At 71.3% G+C, this 26229-nt stretch carries 18 protein-coding genes; 13 read left to right on the top strand and 5 right to left on the bottom strand.

The features are described from left to right. Positions 1–65 precede the first annotated feature (65 nt). On the bottom strand, positions 66–1367 hold the full coding sequence (locus FB047_RS11615; protein WP_136587359.1) for an ABC transporter substrate-binding protein: 1302 nt from the start codon (positions 1365–1367) through the stop codon (positions 66–68). Next, positions 1364–3382, bottom strand: coding sequence for a DUF2264 domain-containing protein (locus FB047_RS11610; RefSeq protein ID WP_136587358.1), 2019 nt, complete (start codon positions 3380–3382; stop codon positions 1364–1366). Before FB047_RS11610 ends, FB047_RS11615 begins: the two co-directional genes overlap by 4 nt. Positions 3383–3532: 150 nt before the next feature. On the opposite strand from FB047_RS11610, the gene FB047_RS11605 reads away from it, so the two are divergent. From FB047_RS11605 to FB047_RS17375, 3 genes are read left to right on the top strand one after another with little or no spacing between them, the layout of a single operon-like run. Further along, a complete protein-coding gene (locus tag FB047_RS11605; RefSeq protein ID WP_136587357.1) occupies positions 3533–5455 on the top strand; it encodes a heparinase II/III domain-containing protein in 1923 nt (640 codons plus the stop codon). Beyond that, positions 5452–6552 (top strand): substrate-binding domain-containing protein, encoded by a 1101-nt coding sequence (locus tag FB047_RS11600; RefSeq protein WP_136587356.1) that lies wholly within the window; start codon positions 5452–5454, stop codon positions 6550–6552. The genes FB047_RS11605 and FB047_RS11600 overlap by 4 nt, the downstream gene beginning before the upstream one ends. Beyond that, positions 6549–8141 carry a DapH/DapD/GlmU-related protein gene (locus tag FB047_RS17375; protein ID WP_136587355.1) on the top strand — a complete coding sequence of 531 codons (1593 nt, stop codon included), beginning with the start codon at positions 6549–6551 and terminating at the stop codon, positions 8139–8141. Before FB047_RS11600 ends, FB047_RS17375 begins: the two co-directional genes overlap by 4 nt. A gap of 96 nt (positions 8142–8237) precedes the next feature. Here FB047_RS17375 and FB047_RS11590 read toward each other — a convergent pair whose 3' ends face one another. Both FB047_RS11590 and FB047_RS11585 read right to left on the bottom strand, forming a co-directional pair. After that, a complete protein-coding gene (locus FB047_RS11590) occupies positions 8238–11780 on the bottom strand; it encodes a glycoside hydrolase (RefSeq protein ID WP_136587354.1) in 3543 nt (1180 codons plus the stop codon). 397 nt (positions 11781–12177) lie between these two features. Then, positions 12178–13161, bottom strand: a complete 984-nt coding sequence (locus tag FB047_RS11585; RefSeq protein WP_136587450.1) for a LacI family DNA-binding transcriptional regulator — start codon at positions 13159–13161, stop codon at positions 12178–12180. Positions 13162–13355: 194 nt separating this feature from the next. Between FB047_RS11585 and FB047_RS11580 the strand changes: the two genes are divergently transcribed. The 7 genes from FB047_RS11580 (at position 13356) to FB047_RS11550 (ending at position 21156) form a co-directional block, all read left to right on the top strand. After that, positions 13356–14279 (top strand): carbohydrate ABC transporter permease, encoded by a 924-nt coding sequence (locus FB047_RS11580; protein WP_136587353.1) that lies wholly within the window; start codon positions 13356–13358, stop codon positions 14277–14279. Continuing rightward, on the top strand, positions 14276–15205 hold the full coding sequence (locus FB047_RS11575) for a carbohydrate ABC transporter permease (RefSeq protein ID WP_205822938.1): 930 nt from the start codon (positions 14276–14278) through the stop codon (positions 15203–15205). The genes FB047_RS11580 and FB047_RS11575 overlap by 4 nt, the downstream gene beginning before the upstream one ends. Positions 15206–15296: 91 nt before the next feature. Next, positions 15297–16658: an ABC transporter substrate-binding protein gene (locus FB047_RS11570; protein ID WP_420812653.1), complete on the top strand. Its 1362-nt coding sequence runs from the start codon at positions 15297–15299 to the stop codon at positions 16656–16658. Between the two features lie 70 nt (positions 16659–16728). Then, a complete protein-coding gene (gene arfA / locus FB047_RS11565; protein ID WP_136587352.1) occupies positions 16729–18249 on the top strand; it encodes an arabinosylfuranosidase ArfA in 1521 nt (506 codons plus the stop codon). A gap of 14 nt (positions 18250–18263) precedes the next feature. After that, positions 18264–19982 (top strand): glycoside hydrolase family 35 protein, encoded by a 1719-nt coding sequence (locus FB047_RS11560; RefSeq protein ID WP_136587351.1) that lies wholly within the window; start codon positions 18264–18266, stop codon positions 19980–19982. Between the two features lie 167 nt (positions 19983–20149). Then, positions 20150–20719, top strand: coding sequence for a pyridoxamine 5'-phosphate oxidase family protein (locus FB047_RS11555; RefSeq protein ID WP_136587350.1), 570 nt, complete (start codon positions 20150–20152; stop codon positions 20717–20719). After that, a complete protein-coding gene (locus FB047_RS11550) occupies positions 20716–21156 on the top strand; it encodes a cupin domain-containing protein (protein ID WP_136587349.1) in 441 nt (146 codons plus the stop codon). The genes FB047_RS11555 and FB047_RS11550 overlap by 4 nt, the downstream gene beginning before the upstream one ends. 16 nt (positions 21157–21172) lie before the next feature. On the opposite strand, the gene FB047_RS11545 is transcribed toward FB047_RS11550, so the two are convergent. Further along, positions 21173–22189 carry a LacI family DNA-binding transcriptional regulator gene (locus FB047_RS11545; protein ID WP_136587348.1) on the bottom strand — a complete coding sequence of 339 codons (1017 nt, stop codon included), beginning with the start codon at positions 22187–22189 and terminating at the stop codon, positions 21173–21175. A gap of 140 nt (positions 22190–22329) precedes the next feature. Between FB047_RS11545 and FB047_RS11540 the strand changes: the two genes are divergently transcribed. From FB047_RS11540 to FB047_RS11530, 3 genes are read left to right on the top strand one after another with little or no spacing between them, the layout of a single operon-like run. After that, positions 22330–24393: a beta-galactosidase gene (locus FB047_RS11540; RefSeq protein ID WP_136587347.1), complete on the top strand. Its 2064-nt coding sequence runs from the start codon at positions 22330–22332 to the stop codon at positions 24391–24393. Next, positions 24390–25319 carry a carbohydrate ABC transporter permease gene (locus FB047_RS11535; protein ID WP_136587346.1) on the top strand — a complete coding sequence of 310 codons (930 nt, stop codon included), beginning with the start codon at positions 24390–24392 and terminating at the stop codon, positions 25317–25319. Before FB047_RS11540 ends, FB047_RS11535 begins: the two co-directional genes overlap by 4 nt. Next, on the top strand, positions 25316–26221 hold the full coding sequence (locus tag FB047_RS11530; protein ID WP_205822936.1) for a carbohydrate ABC transporter permease: 906 nt from the start codon (positions 25316–25318) through the stop codon (positions 26219–26221). The genes FB047_RS11535 and FB047_RS11530 overlap by 4 nt, the downstream gene beginning before the upstream one ends. Positions 26222–26229 lie beyond the last annotated feature (8 nt).

Raw genomic sequence — 26229 nt, 5'->3', positions numbered from 1 at the left:
GTGTCTCCAGATCGTGAGGGGCGACCGGCCCGAGCGGGGCCCGGGCCGGTCACCGACCTGCGGGGTCAGCCGACGCCGACCTCGCTCTTGACGCGGTTCTCGGCCGTCGCGATGGCGTCGTCGATCGAGGTGGATCCCGACATCACGGCGGTGTGCAGGTCGAGCAGGATGTTCTGCACGGCCGCGGTCTTGGCCGAGGTGGGGTTCTCCGGCTTCGTCTCGTGCGTCGACCACGCGAACTTCGACAGGTCGTCGGTGGGCGCACCGGCCACCGCGAAGTACGTGTCGGCGACGGTGGAGCTCGTGAGCGCGGGAGTGATGCCCAGGCCCGCGAGCACCTGCGCGCCCTCCTCGCCGGCGGCGAAGGCGAGGAACTTCTTCGCGGCGGCGAGCTTGGTGGCATCCGCCGCCTTGTTGATCGCGAAGCCGGTGGGGTCGCCGAAGGTCACCGGGGTCTTCGACTCGCCCGTGGTCGAGGAGTCGTACTGCGGGATGGGCGCGAAGCCCCACGAGAACGCGTCGGCCTCGCCCTTGGCCTGCTGGGCGATGAGGGTCGCGACGTACCAGGTGCCCATCGGCATCATCGCCGCCTGCTGCTTGCCGAATTCGGCCTGGTAGGTGAGCTTGTTGGCGGTGACGGTGTTGTACTCCACCTGCGCTCCGGCGGACTGCAGGGCGAGGGAGCGCTCGTAGAAGGGCTTGAGGTAGCCGTAGTCGCCCGCGAGGATGTCGGCGTCGGGCGACTGCGCGTTCGCGAAGCCCTGGACGGTCGACTGCCAGCTGTGCTGGTAGGTGCCGAGCGCCGCGGACCCGGCGGCGCCGAGCTTCGAGGTCAGCTGCTCGGCGGCTTTCTCGTAGTCGTCCCACGTCCACGAGCCGTCGGGTTCGGCGACGCCCGCCTGGGTGAAGAGGTCCTTGTTGTAGAAGAGCACCCACGAGTCCTGGCGGTAGGGCACGGCCCACGTCGCGCCGTCGACCTCGAACGCCTGAGCGCCGCCGATGTCGCCGGGCAGCTCGACGTCGGACACGTCGGCGAGCTGGCCGCCGGCCTGATAGGTGATGAAGGTCTTGAGGTTCTTCTGCGTGATGATGTCGGGTCCGGAGCCAGCCGCGAGATCCGCCGTCATCAGCGTGTCGTAGTTCGAGGAGTCGTACTCCTTGACCTCGATCGTGATGTCGGGGTTCTCCTCGTGGAACTTGTCGGCGAGGGCCTGGAACTCCGGCGTCGTGCTGAGGCTCCAGCCCGACATCGACAGGGTCACGGGGCCGCTCTGCGCCGGGGCCTCCGACGATCCGCCGCTGCAGGCGGTCAGCGACAGGGCGGCGACGATGCCCACCCCGGTCGCGACGACGATCTTGCGCTTCATGCGTGCTGCTCCTTTGGGATTGCGTGACGGGCACCGCTTCGGGCCCGGGAGTGCCGGTGCGCCCCGCGCGGGGCTCCGGAGTCTGTGAGAGGGGTGCGCGTGCGCCGACCGTCGGGCCACGTGATCGCGGCGACCGCGTCGAGGCCGGCGCCCTCGATCTCGAGGCGGGGCTCGGCCCGGTCCGCGACGGGGTCGCCCGAGAGCGCGATGAGGGCGGCGAAGGGCGTGCCGACCGCCGCGTCCCATGTCAGGACCGGGACGGCCGCCCGCTCTCCGAGGGGGCTCGCCCCGCGGCGGATCGTCACGCGCGACGTGGCGTCGGGGGTGAGAGCCCGGATGCCGGACACCCGACCGTCGGCACGGGCCTCGGCCGCGCCGGTGGAGGTGGCGTGCGTCGGCTCGTCGGAGGCGAGGGCCCAGCCGCCCATCCGCACCCGCACGGCGTCGAGGTCGACGCCCGCGGCCACGTGGTCGATCTCGGCGATGCGCACCTCCCAGGCGCCGCGCACCAGCGAGCGCACCGTCATCCGACCGAGGGGGTGCACCGTGCCAGCGAGACCGGCACCGTGTCGGTGCGTGGTGGGGGCGGGGTCCACGAGGTGCACGTCGGATGCCGAGGCGGCGACGCCGACTCCGTCGTGCACGGTCGCGCCGAGGGGCTCGAGGGCGGTGCGGTGGGTCGCCCGCCCCGCGACGTCGACGAGGGCGACGCTCTGCTCGAGCGCGTCGCTCCACGCGAGGTCGTCGAGCAGCGGGGCGGTCGCGGTGGAGTAGCCGACGCGCGCGTAGAGCGGGGAGTCGGCCGTGCGGGCTCCGGGCAGCGCCTTGTCGGTGCCGTGGTTGACGACGCGCACGATCCCGTCGGAGCAAGTCGCCGACACGATCCACCCGGCGGCGCGAACGGCGCGCAGGTCGTCGGCTTCGGTGACCGCGAGGGGCTCGTCGGGCGCGGCCCAGGCGTCGTGATCGGCGGGCAGCATGATGCCCATGAGCCCTTTGACGGCCCAGTAGGGGGAGCCGGGACCCGAGTACGACTGCGCGAGCGCGGGCCACTCGTGGTGCCAGCCGAGTGTGAGCAGGTCGTCGTCGTCGAGGGCACCGTGCGTCAAGAAGTGGTCGACGATCGCACCCGCCGTGCGCCGCAGCCGCCCGGTACCGGTCGAGGGGACGCCGGCGATGATCCCGGCCCAGAACGGCGCCGCCGCGGCGAAGCGGTAGATGAGGCTGCGCCCCTGCAGCAGCGGGGAGCCGTCGCCGCCGACCAGGTGCACCGCGTCGAGCAGGAACCGGTCGAGCCGCGCGACGTCGTACGCCGCGCGATCGCCGGCGAGCTCGCCCGCCCCGGTCATCCGGGGCCAGAGCACGGGGTACACGTGCAGGGCCCAGCCGACGTAGTGGTCGAAGGCCCGTTCGTCACCGTCGGACAGCCAGCCGTCGGCGCGCACGAACGAGTCGTGTCGAGCGAGGTCCGCGGCGATGTCGGACGCGGACCAGGGTCCGCCGACCGAGCGCAGGAACGTCTGGACGACGATGCGGAACCACACCCAGTTCGTCGGCGGGTAGGTCTCATCGCCCACGGCCGGGGCGAGGTAGGCGATCACGCGCGCACGCGTCCGCTCGTCGAAGCGGTCCCAGATCCACTCGCGGGTGAGGTCCAGCGCGAGGGCGATCGAGGCGGCCTCGACCTTGGCCTGCGCGTGCTCGTCCATCCGCACCCAGCGATCGGTCGCGTCGGGGTCGACCCCGGTGCGCACGCCCTGGGCGAAGAAGGCGATGAGGTCGTCGACCCCCTGCCCGCGCGCCCCGGCGATGCGGAACGCGGCCAGCAGGAACACGCGGGCGAAGCCCTCGAGACCGTCGACGTCCGTCCCGTATCCGCCCGCGGGCCCCGGGATGACGATGCGACCGCGTCCCTCGGTGGCGTGCCGCTGCGCCCCCGCGAGCATCGTGTCGGCGACCGCGAGCCAGTCGCTGCGCTGTCCGCCGGCGAGGCGGGGGAAGACCGAGGTCGCCACGGGTTCTCCTTCGAAGGCCGTTCGTCCACCGGGTCCGAGTGGTGAACGTTGGCGAGCGTATCAATCAGAAAACAACACAGCAACATCTTTTCTGAATCTTAATGATCGTTTATGATCGCTTTAGCCGCTCACCCCCGACCGAGGAGACCGATGTCGTTCCCCGCCGCCGCGTTCCGCGGCCCCCTCGCCGCGATCGCCGAGGGGGCGACGTTGACCGCGCCCGACCGGTCGCTCCCCGTCCCCGTGGCCTCCGACCGCGACGTCTGGGACACCTCGTCGGGCTCGGCCGATCGCGCGGCGATCGAGGAGGTCATCGCGCGCGCCACCGACGAGCGCTCCACCCCGTGGCCGCAGCCCCGCGCGAGCGACGCCGCGCGCGTGCACCGCGACGGCGACCGCACCGCGTGGGAGGACGCCGCGTTCGAGCGGCAGCGGCGCCTCAGCCGCGCCACCGTGGCCGCGGCGGCGACGCTCGACGAGGGCTGGGTCGACGAGGTCGTCGACGGCGTGGTGCTGCTGTGCGAGCAGAGCTCGTGGTGCTGGCCCGCGCACGACGACACTCGGCGGGTGCACGGCGCGGTGCTCGCGACCGTGACCGATCCGTTCGTCGACCTCGGAGCCGGAGAGGTCGTGGCGCAGCTGGCCTGGATCGACCACCTGCTCGGATCCGTCCTCGAGGCCCGCGCACCCGGCATCCGCCGACGGATCCGACACGAAGCCCGCGTGCGCGTGTTCGAGCCGTTCCGACGACGACGCGACTGGCACTGGATCGGCCTCGACGGCGACGTGCACAACTGGAACCCGTGGATCCACGGCAATGTCATCGTCGCGGCCCTGCGCCTTCTCGACGCCGACACCGAGACCGCGGAGCGCGAGCGGGTCGTCGCTCTCGCCGTCGAGGGCCTGGACCGCTACGTCGCCGCCCTTCCCGCGGACGGCGCCATCGACGAGGGGTACGCCTACTGGTGGAACGGGGCGTGCCGCGCCCTGGAGGCGCTCGACGTGCTCGCGCACGCCACGGACGGGGCGGTGGATGCCACGTCCGTCGGCTCCCTCCGCGAGACCGTGGCCTTCCCCCACCGCTCGCACCTCGGCGGCGACTGGTTCGTCAACCACGCGGACGGGCAGGCGCGGCCTCCCGCCGACCAGCCCTGGCACGCCCTCCACCGCGCCGCCCGGCGGTACGGCGATGTCGAAGCGGAGGCGATGGCCGCGAGCCACCGGCACCCGGGGTCGCCCGCGGCGACGGAGCGAGAGGGCCTCGGTCGTCTGCTGCGCGGACTCACCGACCCCGCGTGGGTGGGGGCGTCCCCCGCGTCGCCGCCCCTCCCGCGCACGGTCTGGCTGCCCTCGACCCAAGTTCTGCTCGCCCGCCACGACGCGGGGTCGCCCGCGGGACTCGCGCTCGTCGCGAAGGGCGGGAACAACGCCGAGCACCACAATCACAACGACGTGGGGTCGTTCCTCGTCGCCGTCGACGGCGTACCGGTGATCGTCGACGCCGGTCGTCCCACCTACACCGCGGCCACGTTCGGTCCCGATCGCTACGACATCTGGACCATGCAGAGCTCCTGGCACAACGTCCCGGTCGTCCGGGGGACGACGCAACCCGCGGGCGGGGATGCCGCCGCCCGCGACGCCGTGACAGGGATCGACGACGAGCGGGCGACGTTCTCGGCCGACCTCGCGGGGGCCTATCCCGCGGCGGGCCTGGCGTCGTGGCGGCGCACGGCCGCCCTGGACCGCGTCACGCGGCGCATCGAGATCCGCGACGAATGGCGCTTCGCCGACGCCGCCCCCACCCGGGCCGACACGGCCCTGCACCTGCTGCTGGCCGGCGAGGTGCAGCTCGAGCGGGGAGGAGCGCGGGTGACGCCCCTCGGCGGCGCGCGGCCGGTCCGACTGCGCTGGGCCGACGACCTCGAGGCGACCGCGCAGGTGCGGCACCTCGACGATCCGATGCTCACCGAGGTGTGGGGCGAGCGACTCACGCGCCTCGCCCTCCCCCTGGCATCCCGCACGCAGCTCCTGCTCACGGTAGAACTGGACACACCGATCGAGGACCTCCCATGACCGACACCACTCCGCATCAGCCGCTGGCCGCGGAACGCCGCGCCCACATCCTGAGCGCGCTGCACAGCGACGGCGCCGTGCGCATCTCCCAGCTGACCGAGGACCTGGGGGTGGCCACCGTGACCCTGCGTCGTGACCTCGCCCAGCTCGAGAAGGAGGGAGTGCTGCGACGCGTGCACGGCGGCGCGGTGCCCGGCGAGAACATCCCGGCGCGCCCCGAACCCGCCGTCGACGAGACGAGGACCGGGTCGCTCGCGGTCCTCGTGCCCTCGCTCGCCTACTACTGGCCCGGGGTCGTCCGGGGGATGGAGACCGCCGCTCAGCGCCTCGGCTACAAGATGCTGCTGCGCGGAGCCTCGTACGAGCTGCAGGACGAGCGGCCCGTCCTCGAACGCCTCGTGGCCGGCGGAGACGTGCGCGGCCTGATCGTGGCGCCCAACACCGACACCGCCCACGCGAGCGACGTCATGAGCTGGCTGGCCGACTGCCCCGTACCCAGCGTCCTGGTCGAGCGCGACGCGGTGCCCGGGGCGGGCGGCATCCCGATGGAGTCCGTGACGACCGACCACGCCCTCGGAGCCCTCTTGGCGGCGCGGCACCTCGCCACGCTGGGGCACCGCAAGGTCGGCCTGATCCTCTCGCGGCACTCCCCCACCTCGCGCAAGATCGCCGCCGGATGGCAGACCGCGTGCGAGGAACTCGCTCTCACGCCCGCCGATCACTTCGAACAGACGCTGCCCGACCGCACGAGTCCGGACTTCTCCGACGTGGTCAACGCGACCCTCGACTCCGCTCTGGCCACCGGTGTGACGGCTCTGCTCGTGCACTCCGATCCCGAGGCGATGGCCTTCGTCGATCTCGCCCTCACCCGCGGGATCTCGGTGCCCGACGACCTGTCGATCATCGCCTACGACGACGAGGTGGCCCAGCTCTTCACGCCCGCCCTCACCGCGGTCAGCCCGCCGCGCGCGAGCGTGGGCGAGGCGGCCGTTGAACTGCTCGTGCGACGCATCGAGGACCCGGGCCGTCCGGTGCACCGGGTGCAGCTGAGTCCCCGGCTCAACGTCCGCGCCTCGACGGCGGCGCCGCGGTCATGACATCTCCCTCGTCTCACGACTTCTCGCCGTGGACGTTCTGGGACGAGGCATCCTCCGAAGACCGGGACCGGCAGCGCACCCACCTCGACGCGCTCCGCCGGGAGCACCCGGAGTGGAATTTCGGTGATCGCGTGTTCGTCTCGGAGCACGCGGGGGTCGACCCCGAACAGCTCGCGATCGGCGACCGCTCGTACCTCGCCCTTGGCACCTACGTCACGGGCACGATCCGCATCGGCGCCGACTGCTCGATCAACCCGTACACCGTCGTTCGCGGCGACGTGCAGCTCGGCGACGCGGTCCGCGTCGGCGCGCACACCTCGATCATCGGCTTCAACCACTCATTCGAACCGGGCAGCCCGGTCTTCCGCCAGCCCCTGACCTCGCGAGGCGTGCGCATCGGCGACGACGTCTGGATCGGCTCGCACGTCGTCGTCCTCGACGGTGTCTCGGTCGGCGATCACGCGGTGCTCGCGGCGGGGGCCGTGGTGACGAAAGACGTGCCGAGCGGCGCGATCGTCGGCGGCAACCCCGCGCGCCGTCTCCGGTGGCGCGTCGCTCCCCCGACTTCTCGTGATCCGCGCCGCGACGAGCTCGCGCGGTTCGCCGACCGCGCCCGCGACGATCTGGCATCCGTCCTCTCCCTCACCGCGGTCGAGGGCGGCTTCCGCGACCGCCCGGGCGCGGCGCCGTCGTTGCGCGGACTGGGTGACGCGGTCGAACTCTTCGACCTGCTCCACGACGCACCTCCCCCGGGTGCACGTCGCGCCGAGTGGATCGCCGAGCTGTCGTCAGCGCAGCGTCCCGCCACGGGGCTGACGACCGACGCGGCGTCGCTGTGGGACGACCCCGACGCCGCGTACGGCGTCCTCAGCGCCGGCTACGCCCTCGACCTGCTCGGTGCGCGCTTCCCCCATGCCCTCATCGACGTCGTCGATGCCGACGTCCCCGGTCTCGTCGCGCATCTCGAGGCCCTTCCCTGGGCCACCGACCCCTGGAGGGCGGGGCATCACGTCGATGCGTTCGGGACCGCGCTCCTGTGGAGCGGGCGGCGGACGGATGCCATCCCCCCGGGGCTCGCCGAGGCGCTGTTCGGCTGGCTCGCGCTGCGCGCCGACCCGCGCACGGGGATGTGGGGCGAGCCCGGCCCCGGTGGGGATTCACGCCTCCTGGTCAATGGCTTCTACCGCGCCGCGCGCGGCACCGTCGCGCAGTTCGGCCTCGACGTCGCGCACCCGCTCGCCGTGATCGACACCGTGCTGCGTCACGCGCGCGACGATCGATGGATGCGGCCCGAGCGACGCGACGCCTGCACCGTGCTCGACATCGTGCAGCCCCTCTGGCTCACGCGGTCGAGCGGCTACCGCACCGACGAGATCCGTGCTCTCGCCGCCGAGCTGCTGCGTCACGCCCTGAGCGGTTGGCGCGCGGGAGCGGGCATGGCCTTCCGCCTCGACGGCGACGATCCCGGCCTGCAGGGCACGGAGATGTGGCTCGCGATCGTCTGGTACCTCGCGGATCTGTTGGAGTGCTCCGACGCGCTGGGGTACCGACCGCGCGGAGTGCACCGCCCCGAGCCCGCCCCGCGCTGAGCGCTCGACCCGCCAAGGCGGGTGCCGGCCGCGCGGCGAGCTGAACCTCCGCCCCGCGGAGAGGGTGCGGCCCGCCGCAGCGGACCGCACCCGTTCTCACACCCGTGATCGACGGCGCCTCAGCAGGAGCGTTCCCGCGCCGAGGGCGAGGAGCAGCAGCGCGACGCCGGCCGTGACGGCCGCGCCCGTGGTGTCCTGACCCGTGGATGCCAGGTCGTCGCGCCCGTGGGGCTGGCCGGGGTCGGAGCCTCCTCCGGACGGCGGGCCGGGCGTGCCGGGCTCTTCGGGCGCTCCCGGCTGACCGGGCTCCGCCGGCTGACCGGGCTCGGACGGTTCGCCGGGTGCCGCCAGCGTCACCGCGACCGTGTAGGTGCGCGTCGCCCCGTCGGGGGCCGTGACCTGGACGGTGCCCGTGCCGTCGGCATCCTGAGGCTGCGTGATCGCGACGACGGCGTCCTCGTCGACCGCGAGGGCGAACAACTGCGGCAGCGTGTCGCCCTCCACCGTGACGGCGTACTCGGTCGTGGTCGGGTCGAATACCGCGACCGCGTCGTCACCGACGGTCAGTCGCGCGAGATCGACGACTCCCGCGGGCGCCGGGGCGTCCGCGAGGATCTCGACCTCCGACACGATCATGTGCTGGTTCTCGCGAGCGGTCAGCACGACCCGCACCTCGTCGACCCGGGCGCCGTCGACCGGCACCTCGACCCGCGGGGCGCCCTGCTCGGGCACGGGGACCGCGACCGGCTCGCCCTCGACCCACTCTCCGCCATCGAGGCGGTGGTCGACCCGGAGGCTGTCGGCCCAGCTCGGCCCGCCGTCGCGGAAGAACTGCACGGCGACGCCGCGCACGGTCTCCTCCGCGGCGAGCGCGTAGCTGAGCGTGTCGGAGGTGTTCTTGGCATCCGATCGCCAGTTCGACCAGCCCTTGTCGGCGGTGTCGCCGTTGATCGTGCGTTCCACGCCGTAACCGCTCTCCGTGTAGGTCGCCGAGGGCGTGCTCTCGGGAGCGACGTTGCGCTCGACCGCGGCGGTCACGATGACCGTGAGTCGCGCGTCGAGGCCGTCCTGCGTGGTGCCCGCGACCTCGACGGTGCCGGGCGCGGCGAACGCGGCGTCATCCACGCCCTTCCAGTCCCACGAAACCGGTACCGCGTAGCCGGACCCCGAAGGACGCAGCTCGGCGAGCACCGTGTCATCCGCGTGCGCCTGCACGGCGGCGAGCGCCGACCCGGCGACGACGGTGACCGAACGGGGGCGGGTCGCGGTGAACGCACCCACCTCGACCTCGGCGCGCGCCTCGACGGAGGTTCCGAAGACGTCGGCCGCCGTTCCGGGCACCGTGACGGTCCCCGCGGCGCCGACGTCGAGCCCCGCGGTGTTCCACGTGACGGGCGCCGCGCGGCCCACACCGTCGGCGTAGCGCACCGTCACGGTCTCGGGCAGATCGGGAGCCGTCCCCACGGGGGTCGCGACCGAGACCGGGTCGCTTCCCACGGCGGTCGTGCTCACGAGGCGCCAGGTCTGGTTGCCCGCACCGTTCGAGGTCCACAGCCCCACGGCCGCCCCGGCATCGCCGCTCGCGCCGTTCACATCGAGAACCCGCTCCGCGGCGACGTTGAGCACCGAGTACGTGGTGCCGTCGAGGGTCGAACCCATCCACTGGGTCGTCGGATCCGCCGCGGCCGTGGCGGCATCGGTGTCGATCAACGCCGTGGCGCCGTCCCGTGAACCGAGGAACATCCCGTCGCCGTTCTGGAGCGTGAACCGGTGGCGGTTGGTCCCGGCACCGTCGATCGTGCGCACCGTCCAGCCCTGGGCGCGAGCGGCTTCGGGGGTGGCGGCATCCGTCTCGATCGTGAGGTCGGTGTCGCCGTTCAGGGCGAGACCGCTCTGCACGCCCACGAGCTGCACGGTCTCGCCGTCGCGGAACGCCGGAGCATCCGCGGCGACGCCCGAGACGCCGTCGACCTCGAACGTGACGACCGATTTCGCGGGGATCGTGAGCCGGGCGATTCCGGATGCCGCATCCACGGCGACCGCGTCACCGGCGCGCAGCGCGTTGACGGTGGGCTCCTCGGCGGTCGACTGGGTCGTCACGATCGGGGTGACCGTGGCCCCGGGGGCGATCTCGCCGAAGCGGCTCAGGTCGAGCTCGACGGTCTGCTCGGCGTCGTCGGCGTTGACGTGGACGATCGACGCGCCCTGTCCGTCGGCGTCGATCGCCGCCGTCGAGTTCGTGTCGTCCGTCGCCATCAGCCGGTCACCCGGATGGATGTAGTGCGTGAAATTGCGCACGGTGTTGAACTTCTCGTTCGTCAGCACCTGACAGCTCGGGTCCGCCTCGCCGTCCGCGATGCGGCGCTCCGAGAGGCCCTCGGCATTGCAGTCGAAGTCGATGAAGACGCTGCCCCAGTTCAGCTTCTCGACCTTCTCCATGTTGTAAAGGTCTTCCACCGGCTGCCAGAACACCCACGCCTCGGGCTCGAGCTCGCGCAGGTCGCCGACGATGTGCGAGGCCATGCCGAGGCCGTTCTCGATGTCGTTCGAGACGAATCCGCGGCTCGTGTCGGTCCAGTTGCCCTCGACCTCGCTCATCCACAGGGGCTTGTCCGACGCCTTGGCGATGTCGCGCACGACGGGTCGCCCGCCCGTTCCGTACGTGTGCACGTTGAGCTGGTCGACGGCATCCTTCGACCCGTCGGACCACGTGTTCCAGTTGTTCGCGAAGATGCCCGGGTTCGTCTCGTCCATCGCCGAGATCACGGCATCCGTCGTCGTGTCGTCGCGCCCGAGTCGGTCGGCGAGCGCCCGGATCATCTCGTCCTGGCGCTCGGGGCCGATATGCGCGCCCTCCTGGCGACCACCGGTCGGCCATGTCGCGCCGTCAGGGATCTGCGTCTGCCAGTAGTTCGTGTTCGGCTCGTTGAAGGGATCGATCGTGTCGAACCGGATGCCATGGGCTTTCTCGAGCTCGTCGACGACGGTGACCAGATACCCGGCGAACTTCTGCATGTCGGCCGAGCGGAGCTGCTCGCTGGTGGCGTCGTTGACGCCGCCGGAGACGAAGCCGCTGTCGGTGAGGAAGTAAGGCGGGGAGTTGCTGAAGGCCTCCCAGTGGGTCACCTTGTCTTTCAGCGCGTCGAGCCACCACCGCTGGGCGGAGTCGGCGTCGAAGTCGTAGTGCGTCGGGTCGTCGGGGTTCCACGCGTCGCGGTAACGGTCGCGGTCGGCGTAGGTCGAGGTGATCTCGCCCTCGGCATCCGTCGCCGGGAGGTCGGGGTTCCAGAACCCGGGCACCGCGCCGCCCGCGCGCAGGTAGGGCGGCACGTCGGTCGCGTTGCCGCCGCCCACGTTGTAGCGGGCGATGTTGAGGTTGAGCCCCTCCTCGCCGAACACGGCGTCGAAGAGCTTCTGCCGCACGTCGGCGGGGTAGTTACCGGTGGCATTGGCGAACCACACCAGGCTCGTGCCCCAGCCCTCGAAGGCCTCGGTGGCCGAGGCGGGATTGGGCGTGATGCGCACGGCCGAGGGCGCGTCGGCGGCGCTCGCCGGGGGTGGCGCGGCGGCCGCTCCGGCGGTCAGGGCGCCGGCGACGAGAGCCGCGGCGCACGTGGAAGAAAGGACTCGAGACGTCATCGTCGTTTCCGTTTCCGGCCGCGTCGGTGCGACCTGTGGGGGGATGTTGACGTCAACATGTTGACGTCAACACCGAGCCTAAGCCGAGGCGCGGGGCGCGCGCAACGGTTCCGCCGCGCGGCGGACGGCTCGCGCGGGCCGCGTGCGCGTGCCACGTGGGGCCGTGCACGGCAGTCACGCGGGGCCACGTACCCGGGGCCAGCAAGGAGCCGCGCAGCGCCGTGCACCCAGCGCGCGCCGAGACTGCATCCGGCCGACATCCCGGCAGCACGCTGCACGGGGAGATGTCAGCGGCATGCAGTCTCACGGGCCAGATCGAGCGCGGGCGCGCGGGACCGGCGAGCGCCTCGAAATCACGGGCCCGATCGAGCCGAAGCGCGCCGCAGCGGCGACCGCCTCAGCGCCGCGGACCGGAGCTCGCCCGCACGACCAGGGAGGTCGGCACGAGGGTGCGCGCGTGCTCGCCGCCGCGCCCCTCGATGTCGGCGATGAGCGCGGTCATCGCCTCCTCCCCCACGCGCTCGAAGCGCTGGCGGACCGTGGTGAGCGGGGGCCAGAAGTTGGCCGATTCGGGCATGTCGTCGAAGCCGACGACGCTGACGTCCCCCGGGACGGCGCGGCCCGTCTCGTGCAGGGCGCGGATGACGCCGAGCGCCATCTGATCGTTGGCCGCGAACACGGCCGTCACCTCCGCCATGGTGGCCAGCGCGAGCCCGATGCGGTGCCCCGACTCGGCTGTCCAATCGCCGATCTGCACCACGGGCACGCGGCATCCGCGCTGTTCGAGGGCGGAGCGCCAGGCGTCGCGACGGCGCTCCGCGGCGAACGACTCGGGCGGCCCCGACACGTGCCACACGGTCTCGTGTCCGAGGTCGAGCAGGTGCTCGGTGGCGAGCCTCGCTCCCTGCGCCTGGTCGTTGTCGACCACGGCGTAGGGGTAGTCGGCACTGGAGTCGACGACCACGACCGGCAGGCCCGACGGGATCGACAGCTCGGTCTCGCCCAGGCGGTGGGTCTCGATGAGGATGACGATGCCGTCGACCGCGTGCTCGCGCAGGCGCAGGAAGGCCCCCGACACGTCGGACTGCGACGCGGACTGCACGGTGATGAGGGTGATGGAGTATCCGGATGCCGCGGCCATCGACGCCAGCGCGTCGAGGGTGCGCGTGTTGCCGTAGGAGCTCAGCGAGAACATGATCACGCCGATGCTGCGGAAGCGCCCCGAGCGCAGCGCGCGAGCCGCACTGTTGGGGCGGTAGCCGAGGGTCGACATGGCATCGAGCACCCGCTGACGCGTCTCGGGGTCGACGTTGGTGCGGCCGTTCGCGACGCGTGACACCGTCTGCCCCGACACTCCGGCGGCCGCGGCGACGTCGGCCATCGACACCTCGCGCCGACGCCCGCGCGCCGGCGCGGCGGTCGGAATCGCGGTCTCGATCGCGGTCGACGTCGTCGTCTCGCTCACGTGTGCCCCCTTGGGATGTTGACGTTGACACACTAGCGCGACGGAGTTATGTTTACGTCAACATCTCGACGACCCGGCCGAGATGCGCACCGACGAAGAGGCACCGGACGATGACGACCACCGCGGCACCCCCGCCCGCCCTGCGCACCCCCCGGCGCAAGCGGCGCACCCGAATCGACGACCGCGGCTGGCTGTTCGTCGCGCCCTTCGCGATCGTGTTCGCCCTGGTGTTCCTCGCGCCGCTCGCGTACTCGATCTACCTCAGCCTCTTCCGCGACCAGCTCATCGGCGGCAACGCGTTCGTCGGCTTCGCGAACTACGTGACGGCCTTCAACGACCCCCAGTTCTGGGACGGCCTGGGTCGCGTCGCGATCTTCCTCGTCGTGCAGGTGCCGATCATGCTGCTGCTGGCCCTCGCCGCCGCCCTCGCGATCGACAGCGCGCGTCTGCACGCCGCGGGCTTCTACCGCATCGTGATCTTCCTGCCCTACGCCGTGCCCGCGGTCGTCGCCGTGCTCATGTGGGGCTACATCTACGGCGACCAGTTCGGGCTCACCCGCAACCTCAACGACCTGCTGGGCGGTCAGTTCGTGCAGCCCTTCCTCCCGGAGTGGATGCTCGTCTCGATCGGCAACATCGTCACGTGGCAGTTCGTGGGCTACAACATGCTCATCTTCTACTCCGCGCTGAAGACGATCCCGAACGAGCTGTACGAAGCGGCATCCATCGACGGGGCGGGCGCGTGGCGCACGATCTTCTCAATCAAGATCCCCGCCGTGCGCGGCGCGATCGTGATCGCCACGATCTTCTCGATCATCGGCAGCTTCCAGCTCTTCAACGAACCCAACATCCTCAAGCCGCTGGCGCCGAACACGATCTCGACGTACTTCACGCCGAACATGTACGCCTACAACCTGTCCTTCGCCGGACAGCAGTACAACTACGCGGCCACGATCGCGATCATCATGGGCGTCATCACCGCCGTCATCGCTTACGTCGTGCAGCTGCGCGGCTCACGTCAGGAGGCGCGATGACCACCGCGACCGCACCCCGTACCGACACCGTCGCCGTGACGACCCCGCGTCGCGCGCCGCGCCTGGCGCGCCGCTCCCCCACCCAGGGCAAGAAGTCGCTCGTGCTGAGCATCGTCATGGGCCTGTACCTGCTCTACACGCTCGTTCCGCTCGCGTGGCTGCTCATCAACGCCACGAAGACGCAGCCCGACCTGTTCACCACCTTCGGCCTGGGCCCCGGCAACAGCTTCGCCCTGTTCGACAACATCGCCCAGACCCTGACCTATCGCGACGGGATCTTCCTGCGGTGGCTCGGCAACACGCTGCTCTACGTCGTGGTCGGCGCGGGCGGCGCGACCCTCCTGGCGACCCTCGCCGGGTACGGTCTGGCCAAGTACAACTTCCGCGGCCGCAAGGCGGTGTTCGCCGTCGTGCTCGGCGCGATCGCGGTGCCCGGAACCGCCCTGGCGGTGCCGACGTTCCTGCTGTTCAGCCAGCTGGGCATTACCAACACCCCGTGGGCGATCATCATCCCCTCGCTGATCAGCCCCTTCGGCCTCTACCTCATCTGGGTCTACGCCACCGACGCGATCCCGACCGAGCTGCTCGAGGCCGCGCGCATGGACGGAGCGGGCGAGTTCCGCACGTTCTTCACGATCTCGATCCGCCTGCTGACCCCCGGCATCGTCACGGTGCTGCTGTTCGCGGTGGTCGCGACCTGGAACAACTACTTCCTGCCGCTCATCATGCTCAGCGACCCCCAGTGGTACCCGCTGACGGTCGGCCTGAACCAGTGGAACGCGCAGGCGACCGGTGTCGCCGCGCAGCCCATCTACAACCTCGTGATCACCGGGGCCCTGCTGTCGATCATCCCGATCGTCGCCGCGTTCCTCGTGCTGCAGCGCTTCTGGCAGTCGGGCCTGAGCGCCGGCAGCGTCAAGCAGTGATCCCCTGACTCCCCCTCACCGCTGCTCCCCGTCCGCGGGGCGTCGCACCTGCAACCGCACCACATCCACAACAACGAAGTAGAGGAATCCGATGACATTCATGCGTTCCGGCTCCGCCGCGCGGCGGACCGTCTTCGCCGTCGCCGCGACCGCCCTGTCGGTGGCCGCGCTCACCGCCTGCTCGGGCGGCAGCACCGGCGGCGGCGCCGCCGCGGGCTCGGCCGACGACATCGAGAAGGCCCTCGAGGCCGGCGGCGAGATCACGTACTGGTCGTGGACCCCGTCCGCCGAGGCCCAGGTCAAGGCGTTCGAGGCGAAGTACCCCAACGTCAAGGTCAACTACGTCAACGCCGGCACGAACAAGGACGAGTACGCCAAGCTGCAGAACGCGATCAAGGCCGGCTCGGGCGCCCCCGACGTCGTGCAGATCGAGTACTACGCGTTCCCGCAGTTCGCCCTGTCCGACTCGCTCGTCGACCTGTCGTCGTACGGTTTCGGCGACCTGAAGGGCGACTACAGCTCCGGCACGTGGGGCTCGGTCGACTTCGACGGCAAGATCTTCGGCCTGCCGCAGGACTCCGGCCCGATGGCCCTGTTCTACAACAAGGCCGTCTTCGACCAGTACGGCATCGCGGTCCCCACCACGTGGGACGACTACTACGCCGCCGCGCAGAAGCTGCACGCGGCCGACCCGACGAAGTACATCACCGCCGACACCGGCGACGCCGGTTTCACCACCAGCATGATCTGGCAGGCCGGCGGCACCCCGTTCACGACCTCGGGCGATGCCGGAACCGACGTGAAGATCGACCTCCAGGACGACGGATCGAAGAAGTTCGCCGACAACTGGAACCGCCTCATCGAGGGCGGCCTCATCTCCGACACCCCGAGCTGGAGCGACGAGTGGTTCAAGGGCCTCGGTGACGGCTCGATCGCCTCGCTCGTGACCGGTGCCTGGATGCCGGGTGTGCTGGAGTCCTCGGTTCCCGACGGCGCCGGCAAGTGGGCCGTGGCCCCCATCCCCACCTACGACGGCAAGGCCGTGACGGCCGAGAACGGCGGCGGCGGCCAGGCGGTCACCAAGCAGAGCAAGAACCCGGCCCTGGCCGCGGGCTTCCTGAAGTGGCTCAACAACGACGAGGAGAGCCTGAAGATCTTCGCCGAGTCGGGCGGCTTCCCGTCCACGACCGCTCAGCTGAGCGACTCGGCGTTCGTCGACAAGGCCTCGGACTACTTCGGCGGCCAGAAGATCAACGAGGTCCTCACGCAGGCCTCGGGCGAGGTGCGCGAGGGCTGGAGCTACCTGCCCTACCAGGTCTACGCCAACAGCATCTTCAACGACACCGTGGGCCAGGCCTACGCCACCAAGGGCGACCTGAACGCGGGCCTGAGCGCGTGGCAGGACCAGCTCGTGCAGTACGGCAACGACCAGGGCTTCTCGGTCAACAAGTAACACTGTCGCGGGGGCGGGTCGCATCTGTCGTGCGACCCGCCCCTTCCTCTTCCCACCAGGAGAAACCCGAATGACCTCCCCCACCCGCATCGTCGTCGACCGCGCCGCGGTCGGAGCCGACGTCCCCCGCCGCCTGTTCGGCTCCTTCGTGGAGCACATGGGCCGCTGCGTGTACGACGGCATCCACTCCCCCGGTCACTCCACCGCCGACGCGTCCGGGTTCCGAGCCGACGTGCTCGAGCTCGTGCGCGAACTGGGCGCCACGGTCGTGCGCTATCCGGGCGGCAACTTCGTCTCGGGCTACCGCTGGGAAGACGGTGTCGGCCCCCGCGACGAGCGTCCCGTGCGCCTGGATGCCGCGTGGCACAGCACCGAGACGAACCAGGTGGGCCTGCACGAGTTCGCCGAGTGGGCGGATGCCGCGGGCCTGGAGGTCATGGAGGCGGTGAACCTCGGCACGCGCGGCGTCGCCGAAGCCGCCGACCTGCTCGAGTACGCGAACCACCCCGCCGGGACCGAGCTCAGCGACCGACGCCGCGCGAACGGACGCGACGAGCCGTTCGGCGTCCGCCTCTGGTGCCTCGGCAACGAGATGGACGGCCCCTGGCAGATCGGCCACAAGACCGCCGACGAGTACGGCCGCCTCGCCGCCGAGACCGCCCGCATGATGCGCTTCATCGACCCGGACGTCGAGCTCGTCGCCGCCGGCAGCTCGAACCACGAGATGCCCACGTTCGGCGAGTGGGAGCGCACCGTGCTGCGCCACACCGCCGGCCTCGTCGACCACATCTCGGTGCACGCCTACTACGAGGAGGACCCGGCCGACCCGGCGAGCTTCCTCGCCAGCGGCACCGCCCTCGACCGCTACATCTCCGACGTCGTCGACATCATCGACGAGGTCGGCGCCACGACCCCCGACGGCGGGACCATCGGCATCAGCGTCGACGAGTGGAACGTGTGGAATCAGACCCGCTGGAACGAGGTCGACAAGCCCCGCGTCTTCACCGGCGACTGGCCGATCGCGCCGCGCCTGATCGAAGACGACTACACCGTCACCGACGCCGTCGTCGTCGGCTCCCTGCTCATCACGCTCATCCGCCGCTCCGACCGCGTCTCGATGGCCAACCTCGCGCAGCTGGTCAACGTCATCGCCCCCATCCGCACCGAGCCCGGCGGGGGCGCGGCCTGGCGCCAGAGCACGTTCCACCCGTTCGCGCTCACCGCGAAGGCGGCATCCGGTCGCGTGGTCCTCCCGCGCGTCGAGGGCGCCACCATCGACACGGCCCGCCACGGCGCGGTGGACGCGGTCGACGCGGTCGCCACAGTGGACGGCGACACCGTCGCGGTGTTCCTCGCGCACCGCGACCTCGACGCTCCCACAGACGTCGAGCTCGATCTGGGCCCGATCGCCGATGTGGACGCCGTCGTGATCACGATCCCCGACGGCGGCGACCGTCACACCACCAACTCCGCCGACGCCGAACCCGTTGCGCCCGCTCCCCTGACCGTCGAGGTCGGAGCCGACGGCATCCTGCGCTTCACCCTCCCCGCCCTCGCCTGGGTGCGCCTGACCGCGCGCCTGACCGACTGATACCGAAAGACATCGTGACGACCTTCTCCCTCGGCGAGACCGACTTCCTGCTCGACGGACGACCGCACCAGGTCATCTCGGGCACGCTGCACTACTTCCGCATCCATCCCGAGCACTGGGCCGACCGCATCCGCACCGCCAGGGCGATGGGCCTCAACACGATCGAGACCTACGTCGCGTGGAACGCGCACGAGCCGGTGAAGGGCGAGTGGGATGCCACGGGCTGGAACGACCTCGGACGCTTCCTCGACCTGATCGCCGACGAGGGACTGCACGCGATCGTGCGCCCCGGGCCCTACATCTGCGCGGAGTGGCACAACGGCGGGCTCCCGGTGTGGCTGACCTCGACGCCGGGGATCGGCATCCGCCGCTCCGAGCCGCAGTTCGTGGAGGCCGTGACCGCGTACCTCCGCCGGGTGTACGAGATCGTCGCCCCCCGCCAGATCGACCGCGGCGGCAACGTCGTGCTCGTGCAGATCGAGAACGAGTACGGCGCGTACGGCTCCGACAAGGAGTACCTGCGCGAGCTCGTGCGCGTGACGAAGGAGGCCGGCATCACGGTGCCGCTGACCACCGTCGACCAGCCGATGCCGTGGATGCTCGAGGCGGGGAGCCTGCCCGAGCTGCACCTCACCGGCTCGTTCGGCTCGCGCTCCGCCGAGCGCCTCGAGACCCTCCGCGAGCACCAGCCCACGGGACCGCTGATGTGCAGCGAGTTCTGGGACGGGTGGTTCGACTGGTGGGGTAGCATCCACCACACGACCGACCCCGCGGCATCCGCCCACGATCTCGACGTGCTGCTCGCGGCCGGGGCCTCGGTGAACATCTACATGGTGCACGGCGGGACCAACTTCGGCACGACGAACGGCGCGAACGACAAGGGACGCTTCGACCCGATCGTCACGTCCTACGACTACGACGCCCCCATCGACGAGTCGGGTCATCCGACGGCGAAGTTCCACGCGTTCCGCGAGGTCATCGCGAAGTACGCGCCCGTGCCCGCCGACGTGCCCGCACCGCGACCGGCGGCACCCGCGTTCACCGTCTCGCTCTCGGGCGAGGGCGACTGGATGCCGGCCGTCGACGGTTCGCCGCGTCCGGCGCCGGCGAGCTTCGAGCAGCTCGGCCACCTCGGCCCGCTCGTGCGTTACGACGTCGACCTGCCCGCCTTCACCGGTCCCGCGGCGCTCGTGTTCGACGAGGTGCGCGACCTGGCCTGGGTCCACGTCGACGGCACCCCCGTCGGCCGCCTCTCGCGGAGCCTGCACGAGCGGGCCCTCACCCTCCCGGCCGGATCCCGGCTCACGGTGCTCGTGGAGGACCAGGGCCGGGTGAACTACGCCGACCGTCTCGGCGAGCCCAAGGGGCTCATCGGCGAGGTGACGCTGAACGGTGAACCGCTGACCGGATGGACCGCCACTCCCGTCGACCTCGACACCGTCGAGGGCAGCGGCACCGGTGCCGTCGGCCGGGCGTTCCTGCGCGGATCGTTCGACCTCGACGCCCCGGCCGACCTGTTCCTCGACACCGCGGCGTGGGGCAAGGGCTACGCGTTCGTCAACGGCTTCTTCCTCGGTCGCTACTGGAACAACGTCCCCCAGAACACCCTCTACGTGCCGGGTCCGGCGACCCGGGCGGGCGCGAACGAGATCGTCGTGCTCGAGCTCGAGCACGCTCTCGAACCGGTCGCGCGCTTCGTCGCGGAGCCGTCGCTGGGCCAGCTCGAGGAGTAGGCCCACCCCCTCTCGGCACAGGCGACCCGTCGACGACACGCTCGGAGGGTCGCCTGTTCGCGCGTGGGCGTCGCGACGGCGGGCGCGCGGGGCCGGCGTCCGTCGCCGACCGGCCTCGCCGACGGGCCTCGAGCGACGGCCGCGCCCGGGAGGAGCAGGATGGAGGGATGACGATGGCCGCCTGGCTCCGCTCGCTCCCCTCGCTCACCGGCACGGCTCCGCTCCCGGATGCCGCACCCCCGCCCGACGCGCCGGAGCCGCTGTTCGAGCGCTGGATCCGCGCGGCCGTCGACGCGGGCGTCGCCGAGGCGCACGGCGCCACCCTCTCGACGGTGGATGCCGACGGCATCCCGGACGCGCGCGTGCTCATCCTCAAAGACGTCGGCCCCCGCGGCTGGGCCTTCGCGGGACCGCGGGACTCCGCCAAAGCCGAGCAGCTCGCCGCGCGGTCCGCTGCGGCCCTGACGTTCTGGTGGCCTCCGGTGCTCCGCTCCGTGCGCGTGCGCGGTCGGGTGAACGAAGCGTCGGCGGAGGAGTCCGCGGCCGACCTCGCCGCGCGATCCGCCGCCGCTCGCGACGGGATCACCCCCGGCGGGTGGGTGCTGTGGCGGCTGATCCCCGACCGCGTCGAGTTCTGGGAGGGCTCCCCCGATCGCCGACACCGGCGCACGATCTACCGTCGCACCGCCGACGGCTGGCAGGTCTCCACCCCCACTACAGAGAGCGAACGGCCATGACCGACTACGAGATCACCGACATCGGCGCGATGGATGCCTGGCGCGCCCACTTCGGCGGGTTCGTCCCCGAGCGCTCCCGCGACGGACGGCGCGTGGTCGACCACGAGCTGGCGATGCAGTACATCGGCATGACGGCGAATGCCCTCCTCCCCGGCGAGGACGCGGGCTACTGGCACGCGCACAGCCGGGTCGAGGAGCTCTACGTCTTCCTCGAGGGACGCGGGCAGATGGGCCTCGACGATGACGTCGTGGACGTCGGTCCCGGCAGCGTCGTCCGCGTCGGACAGGGCGTGTGGCGCGTCTGGCGCGCCCTCCCCGACAGCCCCGGGGAGCTGCGCTGGCTGTGCATCCGCGCGGGAGGGGAGGCCCTGCCCCGCATCCCCGACGACAGCTCGCGCGACGCCGAGCGCCCGATGCCCTGGGCCGCGGCCGGCTGAGGGCGCCGGGGAAGGCCTACGCCGACCCGCGCCAGACGACCGGAGCGTCGAGAAGGATGCCGTCGGCGTCGGCGACGCCGCCCGACAACTGCAGCAGCACGGCCTCGGCCGCCGCGGCCCCGAGTCCCTCGGCGGGTTGGTCGACCGTGCTGAGCGGCGGGTCGGTGCGCAGCGCCCACGCGCTGTCGTCGAATCCCACGACACCGACGTCGTCGGGCACACGCCGCCCCGCCGCGCGCAAGGCCTGCACGGCGCCCGCCGCCACGGCATCCGATGCCCCGAAGACGGCGTCGAGGTCGGGCGCGCGCTCGAGCAGCCGGCGCATGCCCGCCTCGCCGTCGGCGAAGGCGTACAGCGGCACCGGCTCCACGAGGTCGGGGTCGAAGTCGTCGCCGAGGGCCTCGCGGAACCCGGCCAACCGATCGCTGCCCGAGTCGCGGTCGAGGGCGGCGGCGATCATGCCGATGCGACGACGGCCGGTCTCGCGCAGCTGACGGGTGATCGCGCGGGCCGCTCCGAGATTGTCGATGCCCACCCACGGCCGCGAGATCCCCGGCGGGTGCCCGACGTATGCGACCGGGAGGCCCAGTCGTTCGACGACGTCGGTGATGGGGTCGTGGTGACGGGCCGAGACGATCACGGCCCCGTCGACGAAGCCGCCGCTGAGGTAACGCGCGACGCGGTCGGTGTCGCGGTCGGTGTCGACGACGACGCACACCATCTGATAGTCGGCCTTAGACAGCGCTGTGTTGGCGCCGAGCATGATGCCGCCGATGTTGGGATCTTCGAGGAAGAGCGAGTGCGGCTCGTGCACGATGAACCCGACCGCCTGCGTGCGCTGTCGCACCAGGGTGCGGGCGGCGTTGTTGGGCACGTAGCCGACCTCGCGGATGGCCGACTGGATGGCCTCTCGCGCGTGCTCCGAGACGTAGCCGCCGTTCAGGACGCGGCTCACCGTCCCCCTCGACACCCCCGCGGCCTTCGCCACGTCATGCACCGTGCTGCGCCGGCGCCCGGGCGGAGGAGGCGTCATGAGGGTCAGCCTAGCGGCAGCGGGAAGTTGACGATCGCGTGACGCCGTGTCAGTATGTGCACGTTCACACATTTAACTCCGGATTTTCGGATGCCGAGTGTGTGCACGTTCACAGAACCACGCAAAGGAGCGCCCACCGGATGCTTGCCGTCGATCATCTGGCCCCGCTCGATCGCGAGAGCGATCGTGCGACCGACCCGACCCGCGAGGGCGGCGCGCTGGACGCCCTGACCCGCGAGGGTCTCGTCTTCGGCTGCGACTACAACCCCGATCAGTGGGATCGCGCCGTCTGGGACGACGACATGCGCCTCATGCGCGAGGCGGGCGTGGGTCTCGTGGCCGTCAACATCTTCGGCTGGTCGTGGATCAACCCCGACCACGGCGTGTGGAGCTTCGACGAGCTCGACGAGCTCATGGACCTCGCCCACGCGAACGGCATCCGGGTCAACCTCGGCACCGCGACCGCCTCGCCCGCCCCGTGGGTGACCGCGCGGCATCCCGAGATCCTGCCCGTCGCCGAAGACGGCACGCGTCGCTTCCCCGGAGGCCGCCAGGCCTACTGCCCGAGCTCGCCGATCTTCCGCGCCTACGCCGCCGAGCTCAGCCGCCGCGTCGTCGAGCGCTACGCCGACCACCCCGCCCTGGCCATGTGGCACGTCTCGAACGAACTCGGATGCCACAACGCCCTCTGCTACTGCGACGCCAGCGCCGTGGCGTTCCGCTCCTGGCTCGAGGCGCGCTACGGCTCGCTCGCCGAGCTCAACGCGGCGTGGGGCACCTCGTTCTGGAGCCAGCGGTACAGCGCCTGGGACCAGATCCTCCCGCCGATGGCCGCCCTGTCGCTGCGCAACCCCGGCCAGCTGCTCGACTTCCAGCGCTTCTCGTCCGACCAGCAGCTCGAGCTGTACCGCGCCGAAGCCGAGATCATCCGTCTGCGCAGCGCGGCGCCCGTCACCACCAACTTCATGGTCACCGCGCACATCCGCGCTCTCGACTACTTCTCGTGGGCGGGCGAGATGGACGTCATCGCGAACGACCACTACCTCGACCGGCGTCTCGCCGACCCGATCGCCGAACTCTCGTTCGCGGCCGACCTCACGCGCGGTCTCGCCGCCGGCACCCCGTGGCTGCTGATGGAGACCTCCACCGGCGCCGTCAACTGGCAGCCCCACAACCTCGCGAAGGGCGAGGGCGAACTGCTGCGCAACGTCGTCTCGCACGTCGCCCGCGGCGCCGACGGCATCTGCTTCTTCCAGTGGCGTGCCTCGGCGCAGGGGGCGGAGAAGTTCCACTCCGCGCTCCTCCCGCACGCCGGGACCGAGACCGCCCAGTGGCGGAGCGTGCTCGAGGTGGGCCGCACCCTGCGCGACCTGCAGCCGATCGCGGGAACGCGCGTCGCCTCCGACGCCGCCGTGCTCTTCGACTGGGAGAGCTGGTGGGCGTTGGAGAACGAGGGGCGTCCCAGCGAAGACCTGCGCTACCTCGACCAGGTGCACGCCGCTCACGCCGCGCTGACCGCCGCGGGCGTCTCGACCGACGTCGTCTCGGCCGACGCCGACCTGTCCGCGTACCGCCTGGTCGTCGTGCCGGCCCTGCACCTCGTCCGCGACGCCTGTGCCGACCGACTCGCGCGGTTCGTCGAGGACGGCGGGACCGCCGTCATCACCTTCGCGAGCGGGATCGTCGACGAGAAGGACCGCGTCCGCCTCGGCGGCTACCCGGGTGCGTTCCGCGACCTGCTCGGGATCGTGTCGGAGGAGTTCGCCCCCCTCGGACCCGCGCAGGTCGTCACCCTCGACGACGGCAGCACCGGCACGGTGTGGTCGGAGCGCCTGCGCACGTTCGACGCCGAGGTCGACGCCCGCTTCACCGACGGTCCGGCGGCGGGGCTGCCCGCCCGCACCCGTCGCTCCGTGGGCGCGGGATCCGCCTGGTACCTCGCGACCCTGCCCGCCGCAGACGCCTACCGCGACTTGATCTCGCGCATCGCCGCGACCGCCGGCATCCGCACCCTCGACGCGATCCCCGGCGTCGAGATCGTGCGTCGCGCGGGCGAGGACCGCGCGTACACGTTCGTCATCAACCACACCACCGAGTCGGTCGAGATCGCGGCGCACGGTCGCGACGCGCTCACCGGCGAGACCGTGGAGGGCTCCGTCGCCGTCGCCGGCGGTGCCGTCCGCATCATCGAGGAGGCCTCGTGACCACCACCGCTCCCGCTCCCGTGCGGGCCGACCGCGCGGGCGCACCGCGGCCCCGCCGCTCGCGCGTGCCCTTCAAGAGCGCGATCGTCATCCTGCTCGCGCCGTTCGCGGTGCTGTTCGCCCTCTTCTACGTTTTGCCGATCGTCTTCGCCATCGGGCAGTCGCTCCTGGTCGTGCGGCGCGAGGGCACGTTCGGCAAGGCCGAGCTCGTCTTCGGCGGTCTCGCGCAGTACGCCCTGGTCTTCCAGAACGAGGCGTTCTGGGCGTCGATGCTGCGCATGCTCGCGTTCGGCGTCGTGCAGGTCCCCGTCATGCTCGGTCTCGCGCTCATCTTCGCTCTCCTGCTGGACTCGCCCCTGCTGAAGGGCAAGCGGTTCTTCCGCCTGGCCTTCTTCGTCCCCTACGCCGTTCCGGGCGTGATCGCGGCGATCATGTGGGGCTCGCTGTTCTCGCCCAACCTGTCGCCGTTCACCGCGCTGACCAAGAACGTCGACTTCCTCGGCGCCGACCTCGTGCTGTGGTCGATCGCCAACGTCGTCACCTGGGTCTACGTCGGCTACAACATGCTGATCATCTACTCGTCGCTGCTGTCGATCCCCAGCGAGATCTACGAGGCGGCACGCCTCGACGGCGCGGGCCAGTTCCGCATCGCCTGGTCGATCAAGATCCCGCTCGTGCGTCCCGCGATCGTCATGACCGCGATCTTCTCGATCATCGGCACGCTGCAGCTGCTCGCCGAGCCGCAGGTCTTCCGCTCGTTCAGCTCCGCCGTGACGAGCACGTTCACCCCCAACATGACCGTCTACGCCACGGCATCCATCCCCAACGCCAACCTCGCCGCGGCGTTCTCGGTCGTGCTGGCCGTGACCACCTTCGTGCTGTCGTTCGGCTTCATGAAGTGGATGCAGAAGAAGGGCAACGCATGAGCGCCGTCACCACCTCCCGCAGCCCCCTCGGCACCCGCGCGGGCGCCTCCCGGTCGGGCGCGATCCGCGAACCCCTCGTCTCGCGCACCTCGGCGATGCTGGTCATGGCCGTGTTCACGGTCTACTTCCTGCTGCCGCTGTGGTGGCTGCTCGTGGCCTCGAGCAAGAGCACCGGCGACATCCTGACCACGAACCCGCTGTGGTTCGCCGACATGCGCCTGTTCTCGAACATCGGCGACCTGTTCGCCTACCGCGACGGCATCTTCCTGCGCTGGCTCGGCAACTCGCTGCTGTACGCGGGTCTCGGCGGGGCGGTCGCGACGCTGCTGGCCGCGATGGCCGGCTACGCGCTGGCGAAGTACCGCTTCCCGGGCCGCGAGCTCGTGTTCGACGTGGTGCTCGGCGGCGTGCTGGTCCCGGCAACCGCGCTCGCCCTCCCGCTGTTCCTCATCTTCAGCCAGGTGCAGCTCACGAACACGTTCTGGGCGGTGTTCCTGCCCTCGCTCGTCAGCCCGTTCGGGGTGTACCTCGCGCGCATCTTCGCGGCATCCTCGGTGCCCGACGAGCTGCTCGAGGCGAGCCGACTGGACGGCGCGGGCGAGATCCGCACGTTCTTCACCGTGAGCCTGCGGCTCATGAGCCCCGCGCTGGTGACGATGTTCCTCTTCCAGTTCGTCGCCATCTGGAACAACTTCTTCCTGCCGCTGATCATGCTGCGCAGCGAAGAGCTCTTCCCCGTCGTGTTCGGCCTCTACGGCTGGAACAACCAGCTCAACCAGATCCCCGAGCTGCGCGGACTCGTCCTGATCGGCGCCCTGCTGTCGGTCATCCCCCTCATCGTCATCTTCCTGCTCCTCCAGCGCTTCTGGCGCAACGGTCTCGGGACCGGCGCGCTGAAGTGATCCCTTCG

Source organism: Microbacterium hydrothermale, from assembly GCF_004854025.1.
Taxonomy (GTDB): domain Bacteria; phylum Actinomycetota; class Actinomycetes; order Actinomycetales; family Microbacteriaceae; genus Microbacterium; species Microbacterium hydrothermale.
This window is presented reverse-complemented; position numbering and strand designations above follow the sequence as displayed.